Consider the following 23,093-nt stretch of genomic DNA (forward strand, 5'->3'; position numbering starts at 1 on the left):
CACCAATCGACGGGCGACAAGGTGATCGTTGCCGGTTATCAATTTGTTAAAGCGCGCTATATCGGCAGCAATGTGGCCAAAGGTGCGTCTTTCGCTCTCGCCACCCGTGTTTACGGCGCAGCACTGGCATATTTCATCCAGCTCTACCTGGCTCGTGCCATGGGGGCCGAACAACTGGGCATCTTTGTTTTCGCCTGGACCTGGCTAAGTCTGACCGCCTTTCTTATGCCGCTTGGTTTTGACACAGCGCTGGTGCGTCTGCTGGCTAGTTTCGCAGGCAATAGCCAGTGGGATCGTGCCAAGGGCGTCATCAGGCTCGGCTATATGGCCACGTTGACAGCCTCGGTCACAGTCGCCGTTCTCGGATTGGTCTTCATCCGATTGACGGGTGAGTTGACCCAGCCTTATACGCTAGCGCTCAGTGTCGCGGTGGCCAGCATACCTATATTGGCACTGGTGATTTTCCAGGAAAGCGTAGCCCGCGGCTTCAACTGGATCTACCAGGTGAGCTTTCCCTGCTTTGCGCTGCGCCCAACGCTGTTTCTAGTACTGGTTCTGGGGATCGCGGCCAGCGGCTATCCGATTCGCGGCAGCTCGGTCATCGGAGCGATGAGCTGTGCCTGTCTTTTGACCTGGTTCTACCAATACTGGCGCTATCGCCGCTCGTTGAACGCCGAAATCCATAGAGTGACCGGCAGCAGCGACACGCGACAGTGGTTGCTCATTGCCCTGCCGATGGTGCTCGTCGTGTCGTTCGAGCAACTGCTCGCCAATACCGACATCGTGATGCTAGGCATATTGGAAAGCCCTGCGGCCACGGGCATCTACAACATCGCGGCACGCATCGCCGGTATTACCCTGTTCATCTTCTTCGCCGTCTCTGCTTTCTCCGCGCCCAGAATAGCCCACCTTTACAGCCAGAATCAGCTGGACGAACTGCTTCGATTTGCGAACCGGGTACGCCTGGCAGTCGCGCTGCCCACCATCGCCGGCCTGCTCGTGCTGATGATCATCGGCACGCCATTGTTAAGCATGTTCGGCCCCGAATTCGCGGTGGCCTACTATCCGATGATCATTCTGTGCATGGGCGTGGGCGCGCGAGCCTTGGCCGGCCCAGTGGACAGCATCATGACCATGACCGGTCAGCAGAACAAGCTGGCCAAGGTTCTCGGCGTGGTCGCCCTGATCAACTTCACCGCGAACAGTGTCCTGATTCCGCTCTACGGCGCGACAGGCGCGGCACTGGCAACGACGGCCAGCATGATCATAGAGCTTGCCTGGGTATCGGCCCTGGCCGGCCGTCATATTGGCTTCCGGCCTTGGCTGCTGAGCCCCCGCGCGGGAAATTTCGATCAATAACGAAATCGAACGCTGCAAGCACCTGATCCATAGGCGCCGATACACGAGACGGGACGGGGCGCGAAGTGACGACGCCTTAACAAGCTTGGTCGAAAGAAAAACAGGCCACGCTGTCAGGTAGGCGTGACACATCGTCTTCCATGCCTGCGTGCACCGTCGTAGCGCAAGCGCCTCGTCATGGTCACCCGCCGTAGCGCCAAACGGCCGCTGCCTCGATAAACCGCTCAATCGCCATCACGGTTTCAGCAGTACGCCGTGGTCGCGCTGCATATCCAAGGATGTCAGGCACCCCGGTGCAATAAACGCCACGGTCGCGCGCATTTTTGCCTCCATCTGGCAATGCCCCGACATAAGAATCGGGCGAGCAGCCTTGGGCAGAGGTCTGTCGGTGGTCGCGGTCTACCGAAACGACTCAGCCGAGGGAAAAAAGAATCTCCATGCCGGCGAGACATAACCAAGACTAACTCCCCCCTTGATCCACATTGCTTCTTTCGAACAATAAAGGCCTGCTGCCTAATCCGAGACGGCCAAGCTCTTGCGACGCGGCGTTCGATGAAGGTATGGCGAGGCAACTTTGATCGGTAATCTCCCTATTGTTTGCACGAGAAATTCTGACTACTGTTGATATACCAGTCCGGGAAAACGGGGAGAGATCAGATGCCAAACTTGGAAGTTGAGTGCGTTAACCCCGCCGCCGTGGGGCCCCACCCGCTGACATCACAGCAGGCGCTGCACTTTCGCCACGCTCTTTCCGGCACGGGACTATTCGACGACGACGCCTTGGCGCGTTTGCTGGATGATTACCCGGCAGCCGATATTCACGTCACCACGATGACCGCTGGCGCTGGTCCCGATGAGCCGATCAGCAGTTGGCGCGTGGGCACCACGGCCGGACTGAGCGGCCGTGAAATCATGGCAGCAGTCGGCAGGGGGCAGCTCTGGGTCAATATCAAAAGGCTGGCTGAAAACGCACCGACCTACCAGATCCTGCTGCTCGATCTCTACCGACAGCTTGCCGACAATCTCAAATGCGAGCCGCCGAAATGGCAGCGTGCCACGCTGCTTATCTCCTCCCCCCGTGCGTCCGTGTATTATCACGCAGACTCTATTCCGAACGTACTCTGGCATATTCGCGGCGAAAAGAAAGTATTCGTCTATCCCTACGATGATCCCCATTTCGCGCCACCCGAACAGATCGAAATGATCTGCAGCGGTGAAGTCGAAGAACAATTGAAATACAAGGCCGATTTCGAGGCCGCCGCACAGTGTTTTCTGCTCAAGCCGGGGCAAGCGGTCACCTGGCCGCAGCACAGTCCGCATCGGGTGATTAACACTCAGGGCCTGAATGTGTCGCTATCGACAGAACACATCACGCCGCAAGCCAGGCGCAAGGTGAATCTTTACCGAGGCAACCGGCTACTGCGCAAGATGGGCATGCAACCCAGAATCAATCCGCCGGATTCGCTGGCAGGCCGAACGAAACAGGCGCTGGGTGTCTATCAGAGTGCGATGAAGAAAGTGCGCCGAAAAGCACCCATCAGTTTCAAGCTCACACCGACATTCCGGGTTGATCCGAACGCCGATCTGGGCTATCGGGATATCAACTGAGCCCTCGCTGTCCGCGGACATGCGATGCAATTCCACTTCGTCACCAGTCAACAGCAACTGGAGAGCCTGGCGCCCGAATGGGAGCGTCTGTGCACGCAGTCGACCACGCCCTATCAGTTCTTCCAGGACAGGCACTGGGTCAGCGCCTGGTGGCAAACGCTTGCGCCGCTGGGCCGCCACGAACTCAAGGTTCTGGTGGGAACCCGCAACGACAGTATTGTCCTTATCTGGCCGTGGGTCGTGAACCGGCACCACGGGCTACGGATACTCGTGCCCATGGGCGGATTGATGTCCTGCTTCGACGACGCCGTGACCGTCGATTCGCCGGAGAACCGTCAGGCGTTGCTCCCGGCATGGGAATTCCTGCTCGCTCACGCCGCGGTTGACGCGATCGAGCTGAGAGCCGTTCACGAACAGGCCAACATTGCTTCGCTGCTGGACAGTGTCGGCGGCACGCCGATCAACGCGGATCTCGCGCCGTTCATTAACATGCAGACCTATCCGAACTTCGACGCTTATCTTGCAAGCCGAAGCAAGAAGATGCGACAGAACCAGCGCCGTAGCGCCAAGTATCTGGGCAAGGAAGGCGAACTGCTCGGATACGGTGACGATCAGCAAATGTCGGCCGAGACAGCGATCGATATCAGCCTGGATTTCAAATCCCGGTGGCTGGAGGCTCGTGGTTTGTCGGGCAAGACGATGCTTACGAACGAAGCGCGCACATTCCTGAAGCAGGTCTGCCGCCATTACACACGGCCCTCTGCCAATGCCTGCCTGTCTATTTCCAGCGTATATCTCGACAGCAAGCCGGTGTCGGTGGGCATCGGCTTTCGCCACAACGGCTGCCACTATGAATATCTGGGCAGTTTCGACTACCGCCTGGAACATTTCGGCCCGGGCCGTTTGCGCATGGAATACGGGATGCGCGATTGCTTCAAGCGAGGCATCGCCACTTACAGCATGCTGACCCCGGATACCGCTTTCAAGAAAGTCTGGACCGAAGACGCCGCTGTTATTCGACACTACATCGTCGCTCGGTCGGCACGCGGAAAATTATATCGCGACATATATATGCGCAAACTGAGGCCTCGGCTGAAGAAAATGTACCACTCGCTACCGCCCTCCCTCAGAACCCGGATTCGTTCAGGTCACTTGTGGGGATAGCTGGCCGAACCTCGCGCCGTAGCCTGCCGGCCACAATGTAGATGCGAGAACGCTGCAACCGTTGTTGTGATCCGCGGCAAGCGTTTTCCGATCGGCAATCCAAGAAATACTCGCACACCGGAGACGATGGCCTAAGCTCAAAAAATTGATGTCGAGTTATGAGGTTTTCTAAAAGGCTGCCGATTCGAGCACTGCAACACTGTGCTATAGCCGCGGCGTCCCCCCTGGACACTTCTGAGCCATGATTTGAGCACGGGAGGCAGTGTAATAAGCAGATAGATATAGGCCCCGGAATTCAAGGACGAAGCGATTTTGCAGGCCCTGGAACTAGGCCAGTCGGTGCCCGATGTGGTCGAGCGGCTCGGGCTGACAGCAACTCGGTCAATCCATCATGTGCCGACTCCCAAGCCAACATAGCCCCCCAAAGCATCGCCCACAACAAATACATATGGCGCCAATGCGTAGTGTCCACGATCATGCTCTCCAAAGCGGTGCCAACAGCACAAGCAAAAACTACCGTGTAGGCGCGTTGAATTGGTGTCGGCAAGAGACAGAATCGAAAACTTCGCCAGAGTGTGAGAAGGATAAAACCGTATAAAGCGATGCCACCGAGCCACCCGCTCTCCACCGGCACTGAAAGATATAAATTATGTGGTTCGCGGCCGAGTACATCTGGGGCCTTGCCAGGGCCAGCCCCGATCGGATCGCCCGGAATATGTTCTATCGCCTTGCGTTGCGTATCGAAACGGCCACCCGCCTGCACGTCGTATCGTTGCACGCTCAGCCTCTGATAGAACAGTGGATCTACTTTGCCACTGAATACCAGCGCGGCGAATCCGCCCGTAGCGCCCAATATCAAAACCACGCTGAGTATTATGACCCTCAGCTGATGGGTTTCAGTGCGGGCCGTTATTATACGAAGACCAATAAAAATGCCGAGAGAGACAATGAAATTGGCCCAGGCTCCCCTCGAATACGAAAGCATGAGCCCCCAGGCAAAAAAGCCTAGCAAAGCAAACTTGGCCAACGCCCAGGCTCTGGTTGTGGTCTCCAGAGTGGAAACCATATAGACGGCGGCCACGGCTACGAAGGGTCCATAGACGTTGGGATCCTCGAATGTGCCCCGGACCCTGGTGACTAGAAGACTGGGATCTCCGGCATTTTCGGCCCATTTTCCAGACACGTGAATAAATCCGTAGTGCAACAGTACGCCGAAGGTCACGGCGATGACTGTGGCCACAATGTAACCTTTCCAGATGGCGTCAAACGCCCGCAGCGAATCCTCGTAGACTATGCATACGAAGAACAACCAGGTGAAGACAAGAAAAAACTTGGTAGGCAAAGACAGAATGGACTGTCCGGGATTGGCAAAGTCGAGGTTCGGATCGGGAATGCGTAACGCCGAAATGACATTGGCCAACAAAAAGAGCCCGAGCAACAGTGCCGGGGCCACGATGCGTTTGGGAACGCGCAACCCCATGGCGAAAAAGCACAACCCGAGTGCAATCGCCATACCGTCATAAGGGGCGGGCTGAATCTGCACGACAGAACTAATCGCAAGCAAGAGCCAGACCAGGGTTAAGCCCAAAGAACCGCTGGCTATACGCTTAGTCTGTGAATCGTACGGTTGGATCACTGACTTGCCTTTTCACTGTATTTGGTAGCAGGCAGTTTTCAATCAGAATAAAGTTGAAGTATGGACAATATTGAAGTCCGCATTACGGATTTCCCGTGGCCCGACCTGAAAACGTCAACGGTTTTTCCCGCTTATAAATTAAATTGCCCGAAATCGATTTCGAGACGGTAACGTCCAGACGTCACGCTTTTCACGGTACGCCTGAATCGCGCCATAGCTGGCTCAGCTGACAGTATATGCGTTGTTGACCGCTCCCATTGTGAGAACATCGCGCATCGAAATCAGTTGCTGGCGGCTATCACGTGCCTGATCTCTACCCCTCTCACTACTCACACGGCAAACTCATGTCGGGTGGGATCTCGTTTTCGGGCTCGACACTGCCCTTGGCCTCGGCTCAATGTACCCTTTCAGCCTTCCATGCGCTGCTTTCAACGCTTCCTCGTGCTTTGCTGCTTACAGTTGTAGCAAGAGCCAGGATTCAGTACACCGTCGTTTCCATAATTTGGTCGGGTTCTCACCCGTTAATGCGGATCGTCCAGGCATGATCGATAATCAAAAATGTCGCGAACCGGAACCCAAGGACGGAGAAATATTAGTTCTTAGAACTAGATCGGATTCATAGAGCAAGCGCCGACGGAGGCCGGCTGATCAAGCCTCTTACGTCAATTCTCATACAGAAATCAAGAAAAGTTATTTTACAACTATAGTGTAAGAGTACGTCGCAAAAGCCGCCATATTATAAGAATTCAAAATTTTTGTGATTTTTCGACTCATGCTTCTAGCGAACGGTATATTCCTGTAATAGTTGTGACCATACATTGGAAATACCCGCGCGTCTGACGCGCCGATTTCTTTCAGCCTTTTTTCCTGGAACTTCATTGCATAGCAATGACTGTATATAGCAGGAAATTTTGGCACACCCTCGTCTTGTCGATTCGCATCCACAACGCTCGAAAGAATAATTGCACTCAAGCGTTCTGGCCATATCTTGTTCACCACAAACGGGGGCGCGAACAAGACGGGATGAAAAGAAATCGAGATGCCGGAGGGCTTCAGCATCCTCAACAGATTACGATAAAACCGCCCACCATCCGGAACGTGTTCCTGCACCATATTCGCACAAATCACGTCGTATTTATTAAGGTTGTTTTCCGGTATTTCGCCACATACATCGAAACATTCCTTCCTGAACTCCGACCCCGCACGCTCGAGTTCACTTTCGGAAATATCGTTGGCGAAATAGTCAATTTCGTAATCATTCAACTCCGCACTGGAAAACAGTGGGGAGCGCCCGGCGCCCACCTCAAGCAAACTGTGCTTCGTACTCAATTCAGCCACGATCGTCTTATAGTACTTCCATCCATCTACGTCATCTTTGCTGTCTTTGATTTTTTTTAATGTCGGCGCTCTTATTAAAAGTGAATCAAGCTGCGTTATTTCGTCGTTTGTATTTTGCACAGCGGATCCCCGTATCTTTAGACTTCTGACCAGTGATAGCTTCAGCGACCCATAATCACAAAAGATGGCGCTGAGCAGGGAGCGTGTCAAGCCCGGATAGATAGGAAATTCCTAGCTGACTTAAATTTGCGTTTTGCTCTGGTCAGCGTGGGCAAGCCGACCTCTCAGCGTCACCGGGCGCTCCTGGCCACGGCCTGCATGTAAACGCCAGCCGCCTGCTTCATCACGCTGGCGCCAATGCCGCTCGTCGCGCCCGTGCTCGGCATGGAAGGCGCGGGACTCGTCACTCTGACGGCCATGGTCGCGTGATTGTTATGAATACACCGCTGGTCGTGCGCGACGTCGACGTCAAGCCGGCAATTCTCCCGCTACGCGGTACGCGCTGCGTTGATGCGCGGTGCTTCCGGATACCCAATCCCACTCCGGCTGACGTTAAAGCACAACAGGACGCGCCTGACTACCTTGAGCGTCATCTGCTCCGGATCACGCAAAACGCTATACAGCCGAGCGGCGTGTGCCTGGGCGTTCAGCCGCCGAACAGCTGCCCGAAGATCCGAAAACCGGCGATATAGGTGCCGGCAGCGGAGCCGATGGTCGAGAGCACGAACACCAGCAGCGTGCGCGACACGCGGTTCTTCCACCAACCACTGACCTTGGTTACATCCGACTTGAGCGTCGAGAAGTCGCCCACGCGCGGCTTGCGCAACCATAGTTCGGCGGCGGCGGTGACCATGCCCGCACCGATCGTGGGATTGAGCGAGGTGATGGGGGCGGCGACGAACGCGGTGACGATCGTCAGAGGATGCGCCAGGGCGATGGCGGCACCGATCGCCGACAGTGCGCCGTTGATCACGATCCATTCCAGCACCAGTTGCTGGCCCAGACCGGTACTGCGCGAAAACCCCAGCGCAAAACCGGCAAAGATCAGTACCACGATCGCCCAGGGCAGCCATTTGATCCAGCGTGAGCCGGGCGGCACATGATCGAGGGATTCGACCACGCCACGCGGGTCGTCCATGCCATCCTCGAGATAGCGGGTCAGACCCTTGAGATGGCCGGCGCCGACAACGGCAAGCGTGTTGCGACCGGGTGCCTGCATCAGCAGCTTTGCGGCCATGTAGCGGTCGCGCTCATCAATGAGCGCCTCGTGCATGGCCGCGGATTCCTGCGCGAATTCGTTGAAGGTGGACTCGAGCATGTCGCCCTGCTTGAGTTTCTCGATATCCTCTTCCTCGATCTTCTCGCGCGAGAGCAAACTCGCGAACAGCGCTCCCATCGTGCTGATGCGCTGCCACCAGGGAATACGACGATAGACCCGCTTCAGCGTGATGCCGATATTGCGGTCGATCAGCTGAATCGGCAGATCCGCCGCTGCGCAGGCGTTTATCGCCGCGCGCATCTCGGCGCCCGGTTCGATACCGAACTGCTCCGCCAGGCGCTGCTGATAAGCCCCGAGCGCCAGATTGGCGGCAACCATGCCCGCCTTGCCCTGACGCAGCACCTGGAACAGATCCATCTGCTCGAGTTCGCCGGCGTTGGTGAGCGCGGCGTGGCGGGCATCGCACAGTTCGATGGCGACCGCGTCATAGGCGCCCGACTCGATCTCGGTGCGTACCTCCTCGGCGCTCGCGCGCGAGACATGCGCCGTACCCAACAGCAGATAGCGCTGCTCGCCGCGAATGACTTCACGGCGTGGGCCGGCCGAGGGCTCGTTATCGAGACGATCGGGTTCAGACATGAGAAGCCTTCAAAAATAGAGGTGTCGTGGCAAGCGCGCGGAATTGTCCCACAGTCGCCCGGGTTTGCCATGCGCGTGGCACACACGGGCCCCTGCGACATGCCACCACGGCACTCGGCAACGGCCCGGCAAGAGCCAGTTCAGAAGTTGTTCGGATTGCCTTCGACGATGGTCCCCTTGCCCTGTGTCTCGCCGTCGAGATGCCACTCGACGCTGTTGCCGTCGATCTTGACCGCATAGCAGTCGGCCTCCGGGGCTTCGTCATAGTCGAAGCACATGCGATCCCCCTCGATCGTCCATTTTGCCTCGTAGCTGGCGCCCCGGATGGTGCCGTCGGCGGCGTAAAACTCCGTGTAAGCGCTGTCGGGCGCCATGGTTCCAGCGACCGTATTGCCGGCGATGCGCTTGCGGATGGTCGCGCCGGTGGCCATGCCGTTTTCGGTCTGGCCCGCCGCTGCCGCGCTCGGTTCACTGTCGGTCTTGTTCGCCTGGCCGCTGTCGTCGCTGTTACCGCAGCCGGCCAACGCCAGCATCAACGCGGCCAGCGCGATGGCACCGCCCGCTCGGCGCGCGCTCGGGGCGTGGGTATCGATCGGATATGCAGTCATCTGGGAACTCCCGGTTGATAAGCAGCGATGGTATCGGGTTTATTCCGCCCGCGACGGCATCGTCAGGGGATTCGCTTTCCGCCATGGCTTCGCTGGCGCCGTGTACGGCACGCATTTACGCATTTGATTTCAAGCGTTATCGCATCGCCAGATATCGGCATCGAAAAAATTGCTGCGACGCCCCCGAAAACGCGTCCCAGCAGGCGCCAGCGTTACCGGCTCACCGGAACTGAGCGCCTCCGGCCAACGCCCAGCCAGGCTTTATCGTATCCTTTTATTTGAAAATGATTCTCATTCGCTTATATTGATCGGCACTCGTCGCCGTCAAACGTTCAGCGACGACAACGGGCGATATCACGGCCGCGGACATCGGCCGTACCGGCGAACCTCCCGTCATCGTCGCCCGCTCCCTGACTCGGTGGACTTGCGCGGCCTGCGGGCCGCGTTTTTTTTGCCCGCTATCGAGCCAACTGGAAATCCAGATTCTGTCGCACCGCCGGCCATTCCAGGTCGATGATCGAGAACACCACCGTATCGCGGTATACGCCGTCGACGCTTTTAGTGTGGTTGCGCAGCACGCCGTCCTGCTTGGCGCCCAGGCGCGCAATCGCGGCGCGCGAGGCCCGGTTGTGCCAGTGGGTACGAAACTCCACCGCGATGGCCCCGAGCTGCTCGAACGCATGCCCGAGCAGCAAGCGCTTGCACTCGGTGTTGATCGCCGAACGCTGGCAGCGCGCGGCGTACCAAGTAAAGCCGATTTCGAGTCGATGATTGACTTCGTCGACGTGGCAGAAGCGCGTCGACCCCACCACCGTATCGCTGGCCCGGTCGCGTACCGCGAACGCCAGGCCACCCGCTGCCTGCTCGTCGAGTGCGCCCTGTATATAGGCATCCACGCCATCCGGCGCCGGCACGGAGGTATACCAGAGTCGCCAGAGTTCGCCGTCGGTGGCGGCGGCCGCCAGTGCCGACGCGTGCTCGGCCACGAGCGGCTCGAGCGAAACATGACGACCGGTCAATACGGTTGGTTCGATCCATGCGCTCATATCGCTTCCAAGATGATTTTGTTGTTGATTATTAACATTCCCATACAACTTCTTATGCGTTTTTTGTTAGTATTTCCGATATTAGATCAAAGCTTTACGCAGCGGCCGTCTCATTCACGCAATGATGTACGCGGCGTAGCGCTGTCTTGCCCGCATGAGCAACCCATGCTGATACGGCGAGCGTAGCCCTTTTAGCGTATCTGCGAATAATCTCCAAGACGACCATCGGGGCGACCCGGCGCCGCCTTCGGATTTGGTTTGAACTGTTTTCTCGTCTCATGAATCGCAGCATCTGGATCGGCGCCGTAATTGTCTGTGTTGTTGCGATAGCCGCGACCGCGTTATGGACGACCCGTCCCAGCGAACCGACGCTCGAGTTTATGCCGTCGAGCGGCGAGCAACATCGCTATCGCGTCGGCAACCACGTCGTGGTCGCCGTCGACGGCCGTCATCTCGACCATACCGTCGCCAGCCACGGCATCGCCACCTATCGGGTCACGGATACCGGCGACCCGCTGCGCCTGCATGCCGGAATCGATCTGCTGAACATCTCGGTCGACGACTTCCCCGGCCTATCCAGCGTCGATCTCGCGCCGCGCGCCGCCGATGTCGCCGAGCTGATGCGTGACGGCTTCGACATGATGCTGGCCGACAACGGCGCCGTCGACGTGCAGCCCGTCAATCAAACCGCGATGAAAGACCTGGCGGAGCAATTCCGGAAACTCGGCGACAACTCGTTCCCGCAGGCGGTGCCAGGTCCGGCCGTGCCCGTAGGCATTCCGGCCCGCGAAGGCGCGCGGGTCACACTCGACGATTTCCAGGGTCTCGACGGGCTGACCTTCACGGTCGATCGCCTGAACGACAAGCGTGCCTGGCTGAGCGTGTCCGGCGACTTCGATGAACTGCCGCCCGATTCGCCGCTGATCCAGCGCATGGCCCCGCCAACCAAAGATGTCGAAGTCTCGGATGTAAAAGTGGCGGCCCGCATGATCGTGGACCGCGAACACGGCTGGATCACGGACATGACGCTGGTCGTGCATTTGCGTATGGCCGTGGGCGACAAGGCCGCGACGATACGCTCGATCACCTATGCACACCAGACCGACAACCCACTCGCCGGGGACGTGTCGACACCGCTGAACGGCTTTAGCCGATTGCCGAATACATTGATCTGGGGCGGCGATCTTGCGCTCGGCCAGTACAGCGGGGTGTTCACGCCGCCGCCGATGCATGAACCGCCGCAACGCCTTGAACCGGGCGACGAACCCCAGACGCTGTGGGTCAGCCGTCGTCATCTCGCCCTGCGCCTGGAACACGGCAATGCGGCCCGGCTGCCCTATGGCAGCCTGGGGTTGAAAAACGCCACCGCGTTCGATGCCGACGGCCAGGCTCTGGACATTCCGCTGGCTTTCAACGACGCCCAGTACATCACCGACGACGACAACGGCTGGCTGTTCGATGTCGTGCCGCTGGGCTGGCAAGACATCGACCTGCGTGAGGTCGCGGAGGTACGTGCCGAGTTCGGCTATCGCCGCCGCAGCCCCGGCACGCCGGTCACGCTCACCCTCGACGATCAACGCCGCGAGCTTACCCACGGGGATGCGCGCGCGGTGGCCGAACCGATCGCCGACACCGACAACGCCTGGCGGGTCACGCTATCCAGCGGCGGTCAGCAGCTCTACTGGCTCGATGCCACCACCCTGGATGGTGTCGACGGCCAGGGCTGGGTACAGGATTCAGACAGCTGGCAGACGCCGGCCGATCAGATCATGCTCGCGCGTACCGATAACCCGCGTGCCTGGACCCAGACGCTGCGCATCGACGCCGACCGGCCCGCGCTCCAGCTCTCGTTGTTCGCGGCCGACAACGGCACCGTGGAACAGACCGAAACGCTGCGTTTCGTCGACCCGACGATGATACGCCGCGTCGCGCCGGGACAAGCCCGGCATCTGGATGAGCCGCTGCACAGCGACCGTAATCTGTCGCTGGACACGCTTGCGCCCGAACCGGACGGCCGCGGCGGCCTGCAGATGGACCTGCCGGTCGGACTGGATTCGCAGTGCGGCCTCAGCGCCTGGGTCGATCGTCCTGATATGCCTGTCCGGCTCTGGCGCAAGACACCGCCGCCGGACAACGCGCCCCAGGCCGGCATGCAGCACTGGCAGCTCACACTCGCCGACGGCGCGCATGCCGACGTGCACGACCTGCCGCTGGAAACGGTACTGAACTGCCCCGGCACGCCGAACTGGCGCAGCGTGCCCGTGACCGCCAACACGCCCTGGCATCTCGATCTGTATACGTTGACCGGCCGCTGGCCCCAGTCCACCGGCGCGGCCGCCGACTACTTCGCGCACGTCCAGTTTCTGGACGCCGACGACCGCCCGCTGCGGCCCATGCTGCAGACCGCCGAAGCCGACGACACCCCCGGCGACTGGGCCGGAGAGTCGCAACAGCACGGCATACGCGATTACGTAGACGACAGCGGCCAGATTCGCATCTGGGGCGATGTCGCGCACGTGGTGATGCTCGCCTTCGAGCCGCCCGCGATAAAACGGCGTTGGCCGAACGCCGCCAAACGCAGGGCCGACGCGGACAAGGAATCAACACAATGAAGCAATCGATCGTGCTGGCCGGCGGCCTGTGCGTGGTGGCCGTGGCCGGCATCGCGGCCTGGACGCTGACGACACAACGTGCGCAAGGCTTGGTCTTTTCGCCGACCGCCGGCACGACGTCGATCTATCAGGTCGGCCAACGCATCGCTGTTCGCGAGCCCGGCGACGACGCCGGACCGACCCAGCGCTGGGCCCAGACCTATGGCCTGATGCGCTACCGCGCCGAGGATTTCGGCGACGCCCGCCAGCTGCATATCACGCCGCTTACACTCTCCGCCCGCGACCAGGACGGATACACCTATACGCCCCGGCTGGCCACCGCGTATCCCAGCAACGACCTCGATCGCCTCAAAAGCCAGGGTTTCGATATGCCGTTCGATAGCGACGGCGATCCGGCGCTGGCGCCGATATCCAGCGCCGCACTCACGGCAGTAGCCCAGATCGTGGATGCGCCCGCCGGCAACCCGATCCTCGGTCAACTCGTCGTGCCCGCCCTGCCGCGGGAACTGGCGACGCAACTGGACGCGCGCGTGGGTGCCGAGCATCGCCTGGCCGACTATCGCGGGCTGACGGCGATCAGGGCTACCGTCGAGCAGGTGGACGACGACGCCCTGACGATTCGCCTGGCATCCACCGATCAGACCCGCGCCGTCGACGGCGAACCAAACGACGCGGACGCGCCCCGCCTGCTCGGGCGCCTGCGCGTGAATCGCCGGGACGGCTGGATCGAATCCATGACCCTCGTGCGCCGCGACCAGGCCGAGTACGACGGGCACGTCGTGGCGATAGACCGCGTCACCCGCGCGGTGCGCCGACGCGAATTGACCACGGGCGACATGCATACGACGTCGGACCCGTTCTGGGGTATCACCGACGAACAACCCCGCGACGTCGAGGTGCGACAAAGCCCCGCGGACACCGGGCACTCCGATCCCGCGGCAGACGATCCGGCGCTCGATAGGCGTGAAACCGCGCTGCGTGTCGCGCTGGGACAACTCCATCTGGGCGTGCGCTTTTGCGAAGAAGACACGCACCTGCCGATGTGGTCCGTGGCACTGAACGATCTCACGCTCTACGACCGCGACGACCGGCCCGTCGGGCTGCCGATCCAGCTGGCTGAAATATTACCGGCCTGGGATTATCTGACCTTCGGCGGCGACGGGCGCCTGTTCCTCTACACACCGCTCGACGGCGACCCGGCGATCTTCGACTCGGTGGCCCGCGCCGAGGCGACGCTGACCTATCGCAAGCCGCAGTCCGAGATCGTCACGATCGCGCTCGACGACCGGCGCCATGCACTCGACAATGGCCCGGCGCGGGTCAGCGTCGAGCCCGACGCCGAGGCGGACAACGTCTGGTGGCTGCGCTTCGAAAACCGCGACGGCTATCGGTATCGCACGACGTGGGCCCAGGCCGCGCCGGGCGTGCACGCGATGGCCGGGGTCGCGCCCCACGACAGTTGGGTCAGCGCCGCAGAAGCCGAGCTTCTGGCCCAGGTCGACAGCCCCAGCGCCGGCGTCGAGACCCTGCGCGTGCAGGCCGACCACGCGCCGGCGGCGTTTCCGCTGGAGCGCCTTGCGCCGGGCGAGCCGCGCGAATACAGCGTCGAATTCAAACGCCGTGAATCGCCCTGAGTGCATCGCGGGCCAACGCGTGGAAATGCCACGCCGCTCACTGACTATCTCTGATTTTTTCGGGAATGTTCCATGTCCAATAAAAAACCGATCCTGGCCCTGATCGCGCTGATCCTTTTGGCCGCCCAAAGCGCGGCCACAGTGGCGTTCGCCGCACCCGCGCAGGTGGTATTCAATCCCACGCAAGGCGAGCCACGCGATTATCGCGTCGGCGTGCGGGTGCAGCCCGAGGACGGCGGCGATGGGTCGAACTCGCGCGGCGAGTGGCTGGCGCTGCAAAGCGTGATGCGCTATCGCGTCAGCGCCGGCGGGCTGATGTCGACAACGCATATCGAACCCCGCTTCATGCAGGCCGAAAACGAGTCGGGCCCACTGTTCTCGAGCGCCCGGGGCGACGACCTGGAAGACACGTCAATCCCACGTCTGATGCGCGACGGTTTCGATCTGGCCATGGATCGGGACGGCAAAAGCACGCGGCCGGGCAACAGCAATCGCGAGGCCTGGCAGGCCGTCGCTGACAAGAGCGGCGTGCCAGTCAGCCAGCTCGAGCAACAATTGGTCGCGCCGGCGCTGGCACAGACGATACCGGCACGCCAGGGCGCACAGCTGGCCATCGATGGTTTTCAGGGCATGCCCACCCTGCGACTGACCGTGACCGAGGTCGACAGCGACAGCCTGATCGCGACGCTCACGCGCACCGACGACGTGCCCCGGCCGCCCCAACCCATGAGCGATACGCGCGACAGCACGAGCACGCGCGTCACCCATGTCGACGGGCGCCTGCGTATCGATCGCGACAGCGGCTGGATCCAGGCGATGACGCTGATCAGCGATCGCCAGATCGAACGCACAGGCGGCACGACGCGGCTGCATAGCGTGGTCACCATGGAAGCCGTCGACGATCCGGCCACTGGCACCATGGGCGACGGTCTCCGGGAATTCAGGACCAATGCCATGTCGGCCGCCATGCCGGATTACGACATGTACCTGCCCGAGACCGCCGAAGACACATTGGACAGGCCGGTCATCGAGCCTCCGACACAACCGCTTGCCCATGCCGAGACCGGTTTCCATATCGACGAGGACGGCGCGCTGGTGCTCAACATCACCCATCGCGACGACGAAAACGTGTCGCTCGACCAGCTGGCGCTGGACGCGCTGACGCTGCGCGACGCCGACGGCAAGACCCTGGATCAGGGGTTCGTACTCGACTCGATCGCGCCCGACCACGAACAGGACGACGCCACTCGCATCCGTCTGCTGCCCCTGGGCTGGCAGGCGCCCGATCCGGGCGATATCGCCGAGGTCGAGGCGAGCGTCACCTATCAGCCGATCAACGCCCCGCGTTACGTGAGCCTGCCGCTGCGCGATACGCCGACTCGGCTCGATAACGGGGTCGCGCATGCCGAGGCCGTACCCACGGACGACGGCTGGCTCGTGTCCCTGACCGGTGGCTACAACACCTATTACACCTACGGCCTCAACACGGTCTTCAAGGGCCGCTCGGCCACGACGACCAACCGCGCCCGCGACGGCATCAATTTCGCGGATCGGATATTGCTCGAGCGGGTCGACGACCCTGATATCTGGGGCCTGCAGTTCGAACTCACCGGCGATATCGACGCATTCGATCTGATGTTCTATAGCCCGGCCGAGCCGAGCACGCACGCATTGACCTTCACCCGAGACGCGCCGGAGCGCTAGCCGCTGCGGCCCACCGATGCCACGCGCCGATAGAGCGCGCGCGGCATCGCTTGAAACGACAACGCTTTGGTTTTTGATATTTGGAGTGGCACGTGTCGAGTAAAAAATTGGTTGTGGCCCTGGTCGCGGTGTTGGCGCTTGTCGCCGCCGGCATCGCGGCGGTGCTGGTGTTGATGCCCACGGGCGTGCGCTTCGACCCCGCCAAGGGCGATCAGCGCGACTATCGCGTGGGCGTGGTCGCACATGTCCGCGAAGGCGACGACGCGGCGAACGCCTCCAACAGCCAATCGCTGGTAATGCAGAGCGTGATGCGCTATCGCGTCGACGCGGCCGGGCCGACGCTCAAAATGCACGTCCAGCCGCGCTTCATCGATGTCGAAGACGGCGATGGCTTTTCGATGTTCTCCAGCGCCAACCGGGACAAGCTGCGCGGCACGCCGGTCGTCGATCTCATGAGCGACGGCTTCGATCTGATCATGGATCGCAAGAGCGGCGACACGCGCCTGAATGCCATCAACCAAAACGCCTGGAACGAGTTCACCGAACGCCTGGGCAACACACAGACCGACCAGTTCAAACAGCAGATGGCCGCGCCTTCGCTCACCCGGGAACTGACGGCCCGTGAGGGCGCACAGATCACGGTCGACTCGTTTCAGGGCATGCCCGCGCTCACCCTGACCGTCGATACGGTCAGCGACGACAGCGTGACCGTCACACTCGAGCGCGCTGCAGATGCCGACAGCGCGTATACCGCGATCGGCGGTTCGGACAACAACGCCCGTATGCGCGTCACCGCGGTGCACGGGCGCATGCGCGTGGATCGCGACGGCGGCTGGATCGACGCGCTGACTCTGATCAGCGATCAGGACGTCAAGACCGACGGCCGGACGGGCCACATGCACACCATCATGACCATGCACGCAGTCGACGATCCCGCGCTCGGTTCGCTGGCGAACGGTCTGGACCAACTACGCGCCACGGCACAGATGAGCCAACGATCGAACGAGCTCGAGCTGCCCCTCGCACACCGACCGAGTGAAGCCGACCGAGGGCGCGGGTTCAACCCGGCCAAGACGCCGTATGCCAGCGCCGACGCGAGTTTCTCGATCGACGAGGCCGACAACGCGCTGGTGCTCACGCTCGCGCATGACATCGGCATCGACGAGAACCTGGGCATGTCGACGCTGAAAAGCCTCACGCTGCGCGACGCCGACGGCAAGACGCTGGATATCCCGCTGGTGCTGCAATCGATCGGCCCGGACTATGCCCAGGGCACCATGAACACCACCGTGCGCCTGCTGCCGATGGGCTGGCAGGATGCCGGGCTGGATCGCATCACCGAAGTCGAAGCCCAACTCGACTACGCCGCACCCGCCGAGCCCGACCACGTCGAACTGCCCCTGGCCGATACGCCCACCGAACTGCACGACGGCGCCGCGCAAGCCCGCGCGATTCCCACCGACGACGGCTGGCAGCTGATCCTGTCGGGCACCGAGCAGGCGTTCTATATCTTCGACAGCAGCGCGGTCTTTGCGCCCGAGCTGTCGGCGCGCATCAGCCAGAAGGCCCACGACGGCTTGACGCCCGCGGATCGCACCCTGCTCGCGCGCGTCGACACGCCGGATGCCTGGGTGCAGCAGATTCAAGTCGAAGGCAGCGGCCACGCCTTCGGGCTGAAGTCATATAAGAACATGCCCCAGCCGAGCCGCCACGATGTCGTGTTCACCAGCCGGCAGCAGCGTTACTCCAACCGCGAACTGCCGCCGCCGGAGACACGCGAGCTGTATATCGACGAGCTCCCCGACGCCCCCTCGGTGAGCCTGGACGATGTCGCCCCCGAAGGCGCCGGCGAAAATCAGCTGAACATGCGTTTGCCCATCGGCGTGGGCTCGGCCTGTGCACTGAGCGCCGACGCCCCGTCCGAGTCCGGCCATGCCCTGGTCTGGCGGCCCGACGACGAGCGGGCGTCCGGTTTTGGCATCGGCAGCCGTCGCACCGGCGAACATCCCGACACCGCGCCTTGGCAGCTGATGACCGACGACGGCGTGCGCATCTATTTCTACGGGATCGATGTCACCACCACCCTGCGCTGCCCCGGCCAGCCGGCCTGGCAGACGCGCGAGGTCAACGCCAAAAGCGACAAACCCTGGCTGGTCGATGTCGATGCCGTGATCGATGGCCAGGTCGATGGCGAGATCGACGGCCAGATCGATCGGGGCCAGAAGGCCAAGCGCTTTTTCGACAGCCATCGTTTTCTCGATGCTCGCGGCAAGCTCGTACGGCCCATGCTCAAGGACATGGCACCGGACATACGGCTCGACGATTGGCGCGTCGAAGGCGCCAGCCACACCGTGGCCGATTATCTGGACGATGCCGGGCGTATTCGATTTTGGGGCCAAATCGCCCGGGTGAAGTCGGTGACGTTCACCGGCGACCCGATCGAAAAACAGTGGCACACCCATCTGCAGGGCGTGCAATGAATCGCTCGATTTATCGCTGCGCGTTCCAGACCGCGCTCGCTGCCGGGCTGATACTACAGGCCGCCGGCGCGCTCGCGGATCAAACCTATTGGCTCGACGACGAATTCGAAGCCGTGGCCAAGGCACACGCCACCCGCAAGGCCATTGTGGCCGATGAGCGCGACGGTCCCGGCTGGCCGGTCGAGATCCGCCGCATCCGCTACGACCAACTGCATTTTCGCGGCTACAGCTCGACGCCGGATCTGCGCGATGCCGATCAGAAATGGGTGGGCGCCTACCAGCTCTACCGATTCGCCGGCGAACACAGGCTGGAGGAAGTGGGTACCCGCAACATGGCCGGCGAGCGCAACGGCCTGGCCGTGGGCTTCACCCGGGACGGCGATCTCGCCTACGAAACCCCGTATGTCGACGGCGTGATGCAGGGCATGGGGCGCATTTATGTGCGCGGCGAACTGCGCCATCTCACCCCGCTGGTCAACGGCCAGCGCGAAGGCATCCAGACCACCTACTACGACGGGCGTATTCGCAAGATCACCGAACTTCACGACGACAAGATCGACGGCATGGTCGAAGAATACGGCTACGGCCGCTCGCCGCAGGTGCTCACACGGCGCGCCCACTATCGCGCCGGCAAGCTCAACGGCTGGGAACGTATCTGGTCGCTCGACGGCGCCCTGATGAAGGAAACCCAGTACGTCGACGATAAGAAGAACGGCGTCGAGCGGCGGTGGGAAGACCAGGCGGCTGGCCATCTCGACGCGGTATACCACTATCGCAACGGCAAGCTATACGGCCTACTGCAAGAGTATAGCGGCGGGCGTCTCGACGAAGAACGCGTGCTGGGTGATGACAAGCGCCGGCTGCGCCGAACCCAGTTCTGGCCGATCAAGGGCAGCCCGCGCAAGGTCGAAGAGCGAATCGACACCGACAAGCAGGGCCGCGAGCAGCGCGTCACCGAGAACTTTTCCAACACCGGCCATCTCGTGACCCGCCGGATCATCTTCGCCGACACGCCGCACCGGATCGTCACGCGCTTTGCCGGCGACGGCGGGATCATATATCGCGAGGAAGTCGTGGCCGGCAAGAAGACCGGCCTGCAGATCGATGAGACCTACGAGGGCGGCTATGAATGGCGTCGCTACGACGACGAAGGCCGGCTGCACGGCGAACAGGCCGACCACCGACGCGACGGCACGATCAACCGCTGGCAGATGAACCACGGCAAGCCGGCCGACGAGGCCGCCGCCCGGGCGATGGAAGACGAACAGGCCGCACGCGCGCGCCGCGATCGGACGCGCCCGGCATGATCGGCGTCGCCCCGGGTGCGACCCGGCCAGGACACGCCCTCCGGCTGACCGCTCTCGCCCGGACGCTGCTACTGGCTACCGTCCTGCTGGGCTACGCGCTCACGGCCCAGGCCGAGACCCTGTTCTGGTTTGACGACGGGCTGTATCCGGTCGACAACGCCGCGCTCGCCAGCTATCGCCTACGCGTGGCCGACGAACGCGACGGCATCGGCTGGCCGGCCGAACTGCGCCGGATCGAAGACGATGCACTGCGCATGAGCGGCTATGTCGCCCGCCCCGAGCCCGGCGATACGGACGTCACCTGGATCGGCGGTTATCAGCTTTATCGCATGACCGGCGAACATCGGCTGGCCGAAGTCGGCACCACCGATGCCCAGGCCCGTCAGCAGGGTCTGGTCACGACCTTCGACGAACAAGGCCGGCTTGAAAGCGAAACCCTGTATCGCGACGGCAAGCGTCATGGCGAAGCGCGTCGATACCACGACGGCGAACTGTCGACCCTCACCCATTACACCCACGGCCAGCGCGACGGCGTCCACGCCGAGTATGTCCAGGGCCAGCTGCGGCGCATCGAGGAATACCGCGACGATGTGCTCGACGGCCTCACCGAGCAATACACCATCGGCATGCAGCCGGCGCTGTCCAGCCGCGGACATTATCGCCACGGGGAACCGCAGGGCTGGTTCCGCCAATACGAAGCCGGCGCCACGATCAGCGAAATCCGTTATGTCGACGGCAAGAAAGACGGCCCCGAGCGCTACTGGCACGACCAGGCGGCCGGCCAGCTACGCGAAATCGCCCATTACCGCAACGGCAAGCGCGTGGGCGAACAGATCGTCAACCGCTACGACGTTGACAGCCGGGTGACCGTGAAGACCGTGTTCGATAGCGACAACAACCTCCTGGCCAGGACCGAATACGACAACGGCCGGCCGAAGATCCGGGTACGTCATCTGCGCGACGCCGACCCGCCGCGCGAGGTGCGCGAATACTTCGACGATCACGGCTATGTCTACGCATACATCACGGGCTTTCCCGGCCAGGCGCGGGAGATCGAGGTCCGCTTCGACGGCGAGGGCAAGCTCGTCTATCGCCGCGAGCTGCGCAACCATCACCGTGTGGGCCGGTTTTACGAAGCCGACGAAAACCACCGAACCACGACGATCCAGTACGACGACCAGGGCCGGCGTCACGGCGGCGAATACGAAACGCTAAACGGCAAACCACTGCGCGCGTTGACCTGGGTACACGGCAAACGCCAGGGTCCGTTCATCGAGTTCGCCTACAACGGTCAGCAAAGCATCGGCACCTATGTCGACGGGCGGCGCGACGGCGTGTTCCGCGTGATTCGGGATGATCAGCTGATCGAGTCGACCCATTACGATCACGGCACCAAGGACGGCGAACACATCCTCTACGCCGACGACGGCGAGGTGCTCGATAAGGGCCGCTATGTCGACGGCGCCAAACAGGGCGCGTGGGTCGAAAGCACCGGCTATGTCAAACGCTGGCAGGGCACCTACGACAACGGCGAGCGCGTAGGCACGTGGCGGGCGATCAACAAATGGGGCTATCCGGCGGAGGAAGGCGAATACGACCACAACGGTCAACGTACCGGCCTCTGGGCCGTATTCGAGGACAACGGAAAGCTCAGCGACTGCCCGTTCTTTCACGACGGCAAGCGCGTCGAGTTCGACGCCTCCGATGGCGACTCGAGCCAGACTGCGGTCGAGTCTTGCCGGCACAAGCTCGAAACCGAAGTCGACTAAGCCCGGCAGCCGATCCTGCCATGGTGTCTTGCAACGCGCGCCTTGACGCTGACGCACGCGGCCCGTAAAAACGCCGGATGCGATTCGGCGTCATCGGCGACATACACGGCTTCTGGGACGAGCGCGATACCGCGTTCTTCAACGACGCCGACTACGACATGCTTCTGTTCGTGGGCGATTTCGCGCGCATCACGTCCGCGACGCCGGTCGCGCGCCGGCTCGCGCATCTGACCACGCCGGCCTGGGCCATCCCCGGCAACCACGACGGTGTGACCATTCCCCAGTTACTCGCCGAGATCAAGAACCGGCCGCTCGTGCGCCGGCTGGGCGCGATCGGTATGACCCGGCGCGTACGGGCCATGCAACGCGCCATGACGCCAGTGTGCCTGGGAGGCTATAGCACCGCGCCGCTGGACGACGACCTGGGCCTGATCGTGGCGCGACCGCATGCCATGGGCCCGGACCGGTTCTACTATCGCTCGTATCTGGAAAAGACGTTCGGTATCGGAGATTTCGAAGCCAGTACGCGGCAACTGTGCGAACTGGTGGATCGCTCGCCGCGCGACCTGATCTTTCTCGCCCACAATGGCCCGGCGGGCCTCGGCGATACGCCGGCCTCGCCTTTTGGCTGCGATTTCGCTCCCGAACACGGCGACTTCGGCGATCCCGATCTGCGTGCCGCCATTGCGCACGCGCGCGTCACGGGCCATCGCGTGCGCGCCGTGCTCGCCGGGCATATGCACCACCGCAGCAAGCACAGCGGCGAATGGCGCGAGACTTCGCACAACGACGCCGATACGCTCTATCTCAACTGCGCGCGCGTGCCGCGTATCGAGGCCGACGGCGCGAAACGCCACCATATTGCGCTCGACGTCACGGCCGACGGCGTGCGCGCCGAGACGCTGTTCGTCGACAACGACGGTCAGATCGTGTCGCGTGAGGCGATCGCCGCGCTCGACTGAGCACGGAC

15 protein-coding genes are annotated in these 23,093 nt (G+C 61.8%); 10 read left to right on the plus strand and 5 right to left on the minus strand.

Going from position 1 to position 23,093, the window contains the following annotated elements; translation table 11 throughout:
- Window positions 1-21 precede the first annotated feature (21 nt).
- The 3 genes from ACFOSU_RS04910 to ACFOSU_RS04920 all read left to right on the plus strand — a co-directional run bounded on the left by ACFOSU_RS04910 (window position 22) and on the right by ACFOSU_RS04920 (window position 4,131).
- On the plus strand, window positions 22-1,359 hold the full coding sequence (locus ACFOSU_RS04910; RefSeq protein WP_380687055.1) for an oligosaccharide flippase family protein: 1,338 nt from the start codon (window positions 22-24) through the stop codon (window positions 1,357-1,359).
- 657 nt (window positions 1,360-2,016) lie between these two features.
- Window positions 2,017-2,967, plus strand: a complete 951-nt coding sequence (locus ACFOSU_RS04915; RefSeq protein ID WP_380687057.1) for a hypothetical protein — start codon at window positions 2,017-2,019, stop codon at window positions 2,965-2,967.
- Window positions 2,968-3,243: 276 nt separating this feature from the next.
- A complete protein-coding gene (locus ACFOSU_RS04920) occupies window positions 3,244-4,131 on the plus strand; it encodes a GNAT family N-acetyltransferase (protein WP_380687059.1) in 888 nt (295 codons plus the stop codon).
- 295 nt (window positions 4,132-4,426) lie between these two features.
- On the opposite strand, the gene ACFOSU_RS04925 is transcribed toward ACFOSU_RS04920, so the two are convergent.
- From ACFOSU_RS04925 to ACFOSU_RS04945, 5 genes are all read right to left on the minus strand, one after another.
- Window positions 4,427-5,767, minus strand: coding sequence for an O-antigen ligase family protein (locus ACFOSU_RS04925; RefSeq protein ID WP_380687061.1), 1,341 nt, complete (start codon window positions 5,765-5,767; stop codon window positions 4,427-4,429).
- A 690-nt stretch (window positions 5,768-6,457) separates the two neighbouring features.
- Entirely contained in the window at window positions 6,458-7,225 is a 768-nt protein-coding gene (locus ACFOSU_RS04930; protein WP_380687063.1) for a methyltransferase, read from the minus strand.
- Between the two features lie 526 nt (window positions 7,226-7,751).
- Complete coding sequence (locus tag ACFOSU_RS04935; RefSeq protein ID WP_380687065.1) at window positions 7,752-8,963, minus strand: TraB/GumN family protein; 1,212 nt, start codon at window positions 8,961-8,963, stop codon at window positions 7,752-7,754.
- 140 nt (window positions 8,964-9,103) lie between these two features.
- On the minus strand, window positions 9,104-9,571 hold the full coding sequence (locus tag ACFOSU_RS04940; protein ID WP_380687067.1) for a hypothetical protein: 468 nt from the start codon (window positions 9,569-9,571) through the stop codon (window positions 9,104-9,106).
- Window positions 9,572-10,029: 458 nt separating this feature from the next.
- The gene (locus ACFOSU_RS04945; RefSeq protein WP_380687069.1) at window positions 10,030-10,617 is read right to left on the minus strand and encodes a GNAT family N-acetyltransferase; all 588 of its coding nucleotides are present in this window, start codon (window positions 10,615-10,617) and stop codon (window positions 10,030-10,032) included.
- A 380-nt stretch (window positions 10,618-10,997) separates the two neighbouring features.
- On the opposite strand from ACFOSU_RS04945, the gene ACFOSU_RS04950 reads away from it, so the two are divergent.
- The 7 genes from ACFOSU_RS04950 to ACFOSU_RS04980 all read left to right on the plus strand — a co-directional run bounded on the left by ACFOSU_RS04950 (window position 10,998) and on the right by ACFOSU_RS04980 (window position 23,085).
- Entirely contained in the window at window positions 10,998-13,229 is a 2,232-nt protein-coding gene (locus ACFOSU_RS04950; RefSeq protein WP_380687071.1) for a hypothetical protein, read from the plus strand.
- Window positions 13,226-14,863: a hypothetical protein gene (locus tag ACFOSU_RS04955; protein WP_380687073.1), complete on the plus strand. Its 1,638-nt coding sequence runs from the start codon at window positions 13,226-13,228 to the stop codon at window positions 14,861-14,863. The genes ACFOSU_RS04950 and ACFOSU_RS04955 overlap by 4 nt, the downstream gene beginning before the upstream one ends.
- A gap of 72 nt (window positions 14,864-14,935) precedes the next feature.
- Window positions 14,936-16,567 carry a hypothetical protein gene (locus tag ACFOSU_RS04960; RefSeq protein ID WP_380687075.1) on the plus strand — a complete coding sequence of 544 codons (1,632 nt, stop codon included), beginning with the start codon at window positions 14,936-14,938 and terminating at the stop codon, window positions 16,565-16,567.
- A 92-nt stretch (window positions 16,568-16,659) separates the two neighbouring features.
- Complete coding sequence (locus tag ACFOSU_RS04965) at window positions 16,660-19,047, plus strand: hypothetical protein (RefSeq protein ID WP_380687077.1); 2,388 nt, start codon at window positions 16,660-16,662, stop codon at window positions 19,045-19,047.
- A complete protein-coding gene (locus ACFOSU_RS04970) occupies window positions 19,044-20,354 on the plus strand; it encodes a toxin-antitoxin system YwqK family antitoxin (RefSeq protein ID WP_380687079.1) in 1,311 nt (436 codons plus the stop codon). The genes ACFOSU_RS04965 and ACFOSU_RS04970 overlap by 4 nt, the downstream gene beginning before the upstream one ends.
- Window positions 20,351-22,123, plus strand: coding sequence for a toxin-antitoxin system YwqK family antitoxin (locus ACFOSU_RS04975; RefSeq protein ID WP_380687080.1), 1,773 nt, complete (start codon window positions 20,351-20,353; stop codon window positions 22,121-22,123). Before ACFOSU_RS04970 ends, ACFOSU_RS04975 begins: the two co-directional genes overlap by 4 nt.
- 77 nt (window positions 22,124-22,200) lie before the next feature.
- Window positions 22,201-23,085, plus strand: a complete 885-nt coding sequence (locus ACFOSU_RS04980) for a metallophosphoesterase (protein WP_380687082.1) — start codon at window positions 22,201-22,203, stop codon at window positions 23,083-23,085.
- The last annotated feature ends 8 nt before the right edge of the window (window positions 23,086-23,093 follow it).

This window comes from Salinisphaera aquimarina, assembly GCF_042643355.1.
Classification (GTDB): Bacteria; Pseudomonadota; Gammaproteobacteria; order Nevskiales; family Salinisphaeraceae; genus Salinisphaera; species Salinisphaera aquimarina.

Coding starts and splice junctions, on each gene's coding strand:
- ACFOSU_RS04915 (WP_380687057.1), top strand. CDS start 2,017: ATGCCAAACTTGGAAGTTGAGTGCGTTAACCCCGCCGCCGTGGGGCCC.
- ACFOSU_RS04920 (WP_380687059.1), top strand. CDS start 3,244: ATGGGCGGATTGATGTCCTGCTTCGACGACGCCGTGACCGTCGATTCG.
- ACFOSU_RS04935 (WP_380687065.1), bottom strand. CDS start 8,963: ATGTCTGAACCCGATCGTCTCGATAACGAGCCCTCGGCCGGCCCACGC.
- ACFOSU_RS04940 (WP_380687067.1), bottom strand. CDS start 9,571: ATGACTGCATATCCGATCGATACCCACGCCCCGAGCGCGCGCCGAGCG.
- ACFOSU_RS04945 (WP_380687069.1), bottom strand. CDS start 10,617: ATGAGCGCATGGATCGAACCAACCGTATTGACCGGTCGTCATGTTTCG.
- ACFOSU_RS04950 (WP_380687071.1), top strand. CDS start 10,998: ATGCCGTCGAGCGGCGAGCAACATCGCTATCGCGTCGGCAACCACGTC.
- ACFOSU_RS04955 (WP_380687073.1), top strand. CDS start 13,226: ATGAAGCAATCGATCGTGCTGGCCGGCGGCCTGTGCGTGGTGGCCGTG.
- ACFOSU_RS04960 (WP_380687075.1), top strand. CDS start 14,936: ATGTCCAATAAAAAACCGATCCTGGCCCTGATCGCGCTGATCCTTTTG.
- ACFOSU_RS04970 (WP_380687079.1), top strand. CDS start 19,044: ATGAATCGCTCGATTTATCGCTGCGCGTTCCAGACCGCGCTCGCTGCC.
- ACFOSU_RS04975 (WP_380687080.1), top strand. CDS start 20,351: ATGATCGGCGTCGCCCCGGGTGCGACCCGGCCAGGACACGCCCTCCGG.
- ACFOSU_RS04980 (WP_380687082.1), top strand. CDS start 22,201: ATGCGATTCGGCGTCATCGGCGACATACACGGCTTCTGGGACGAGCGC.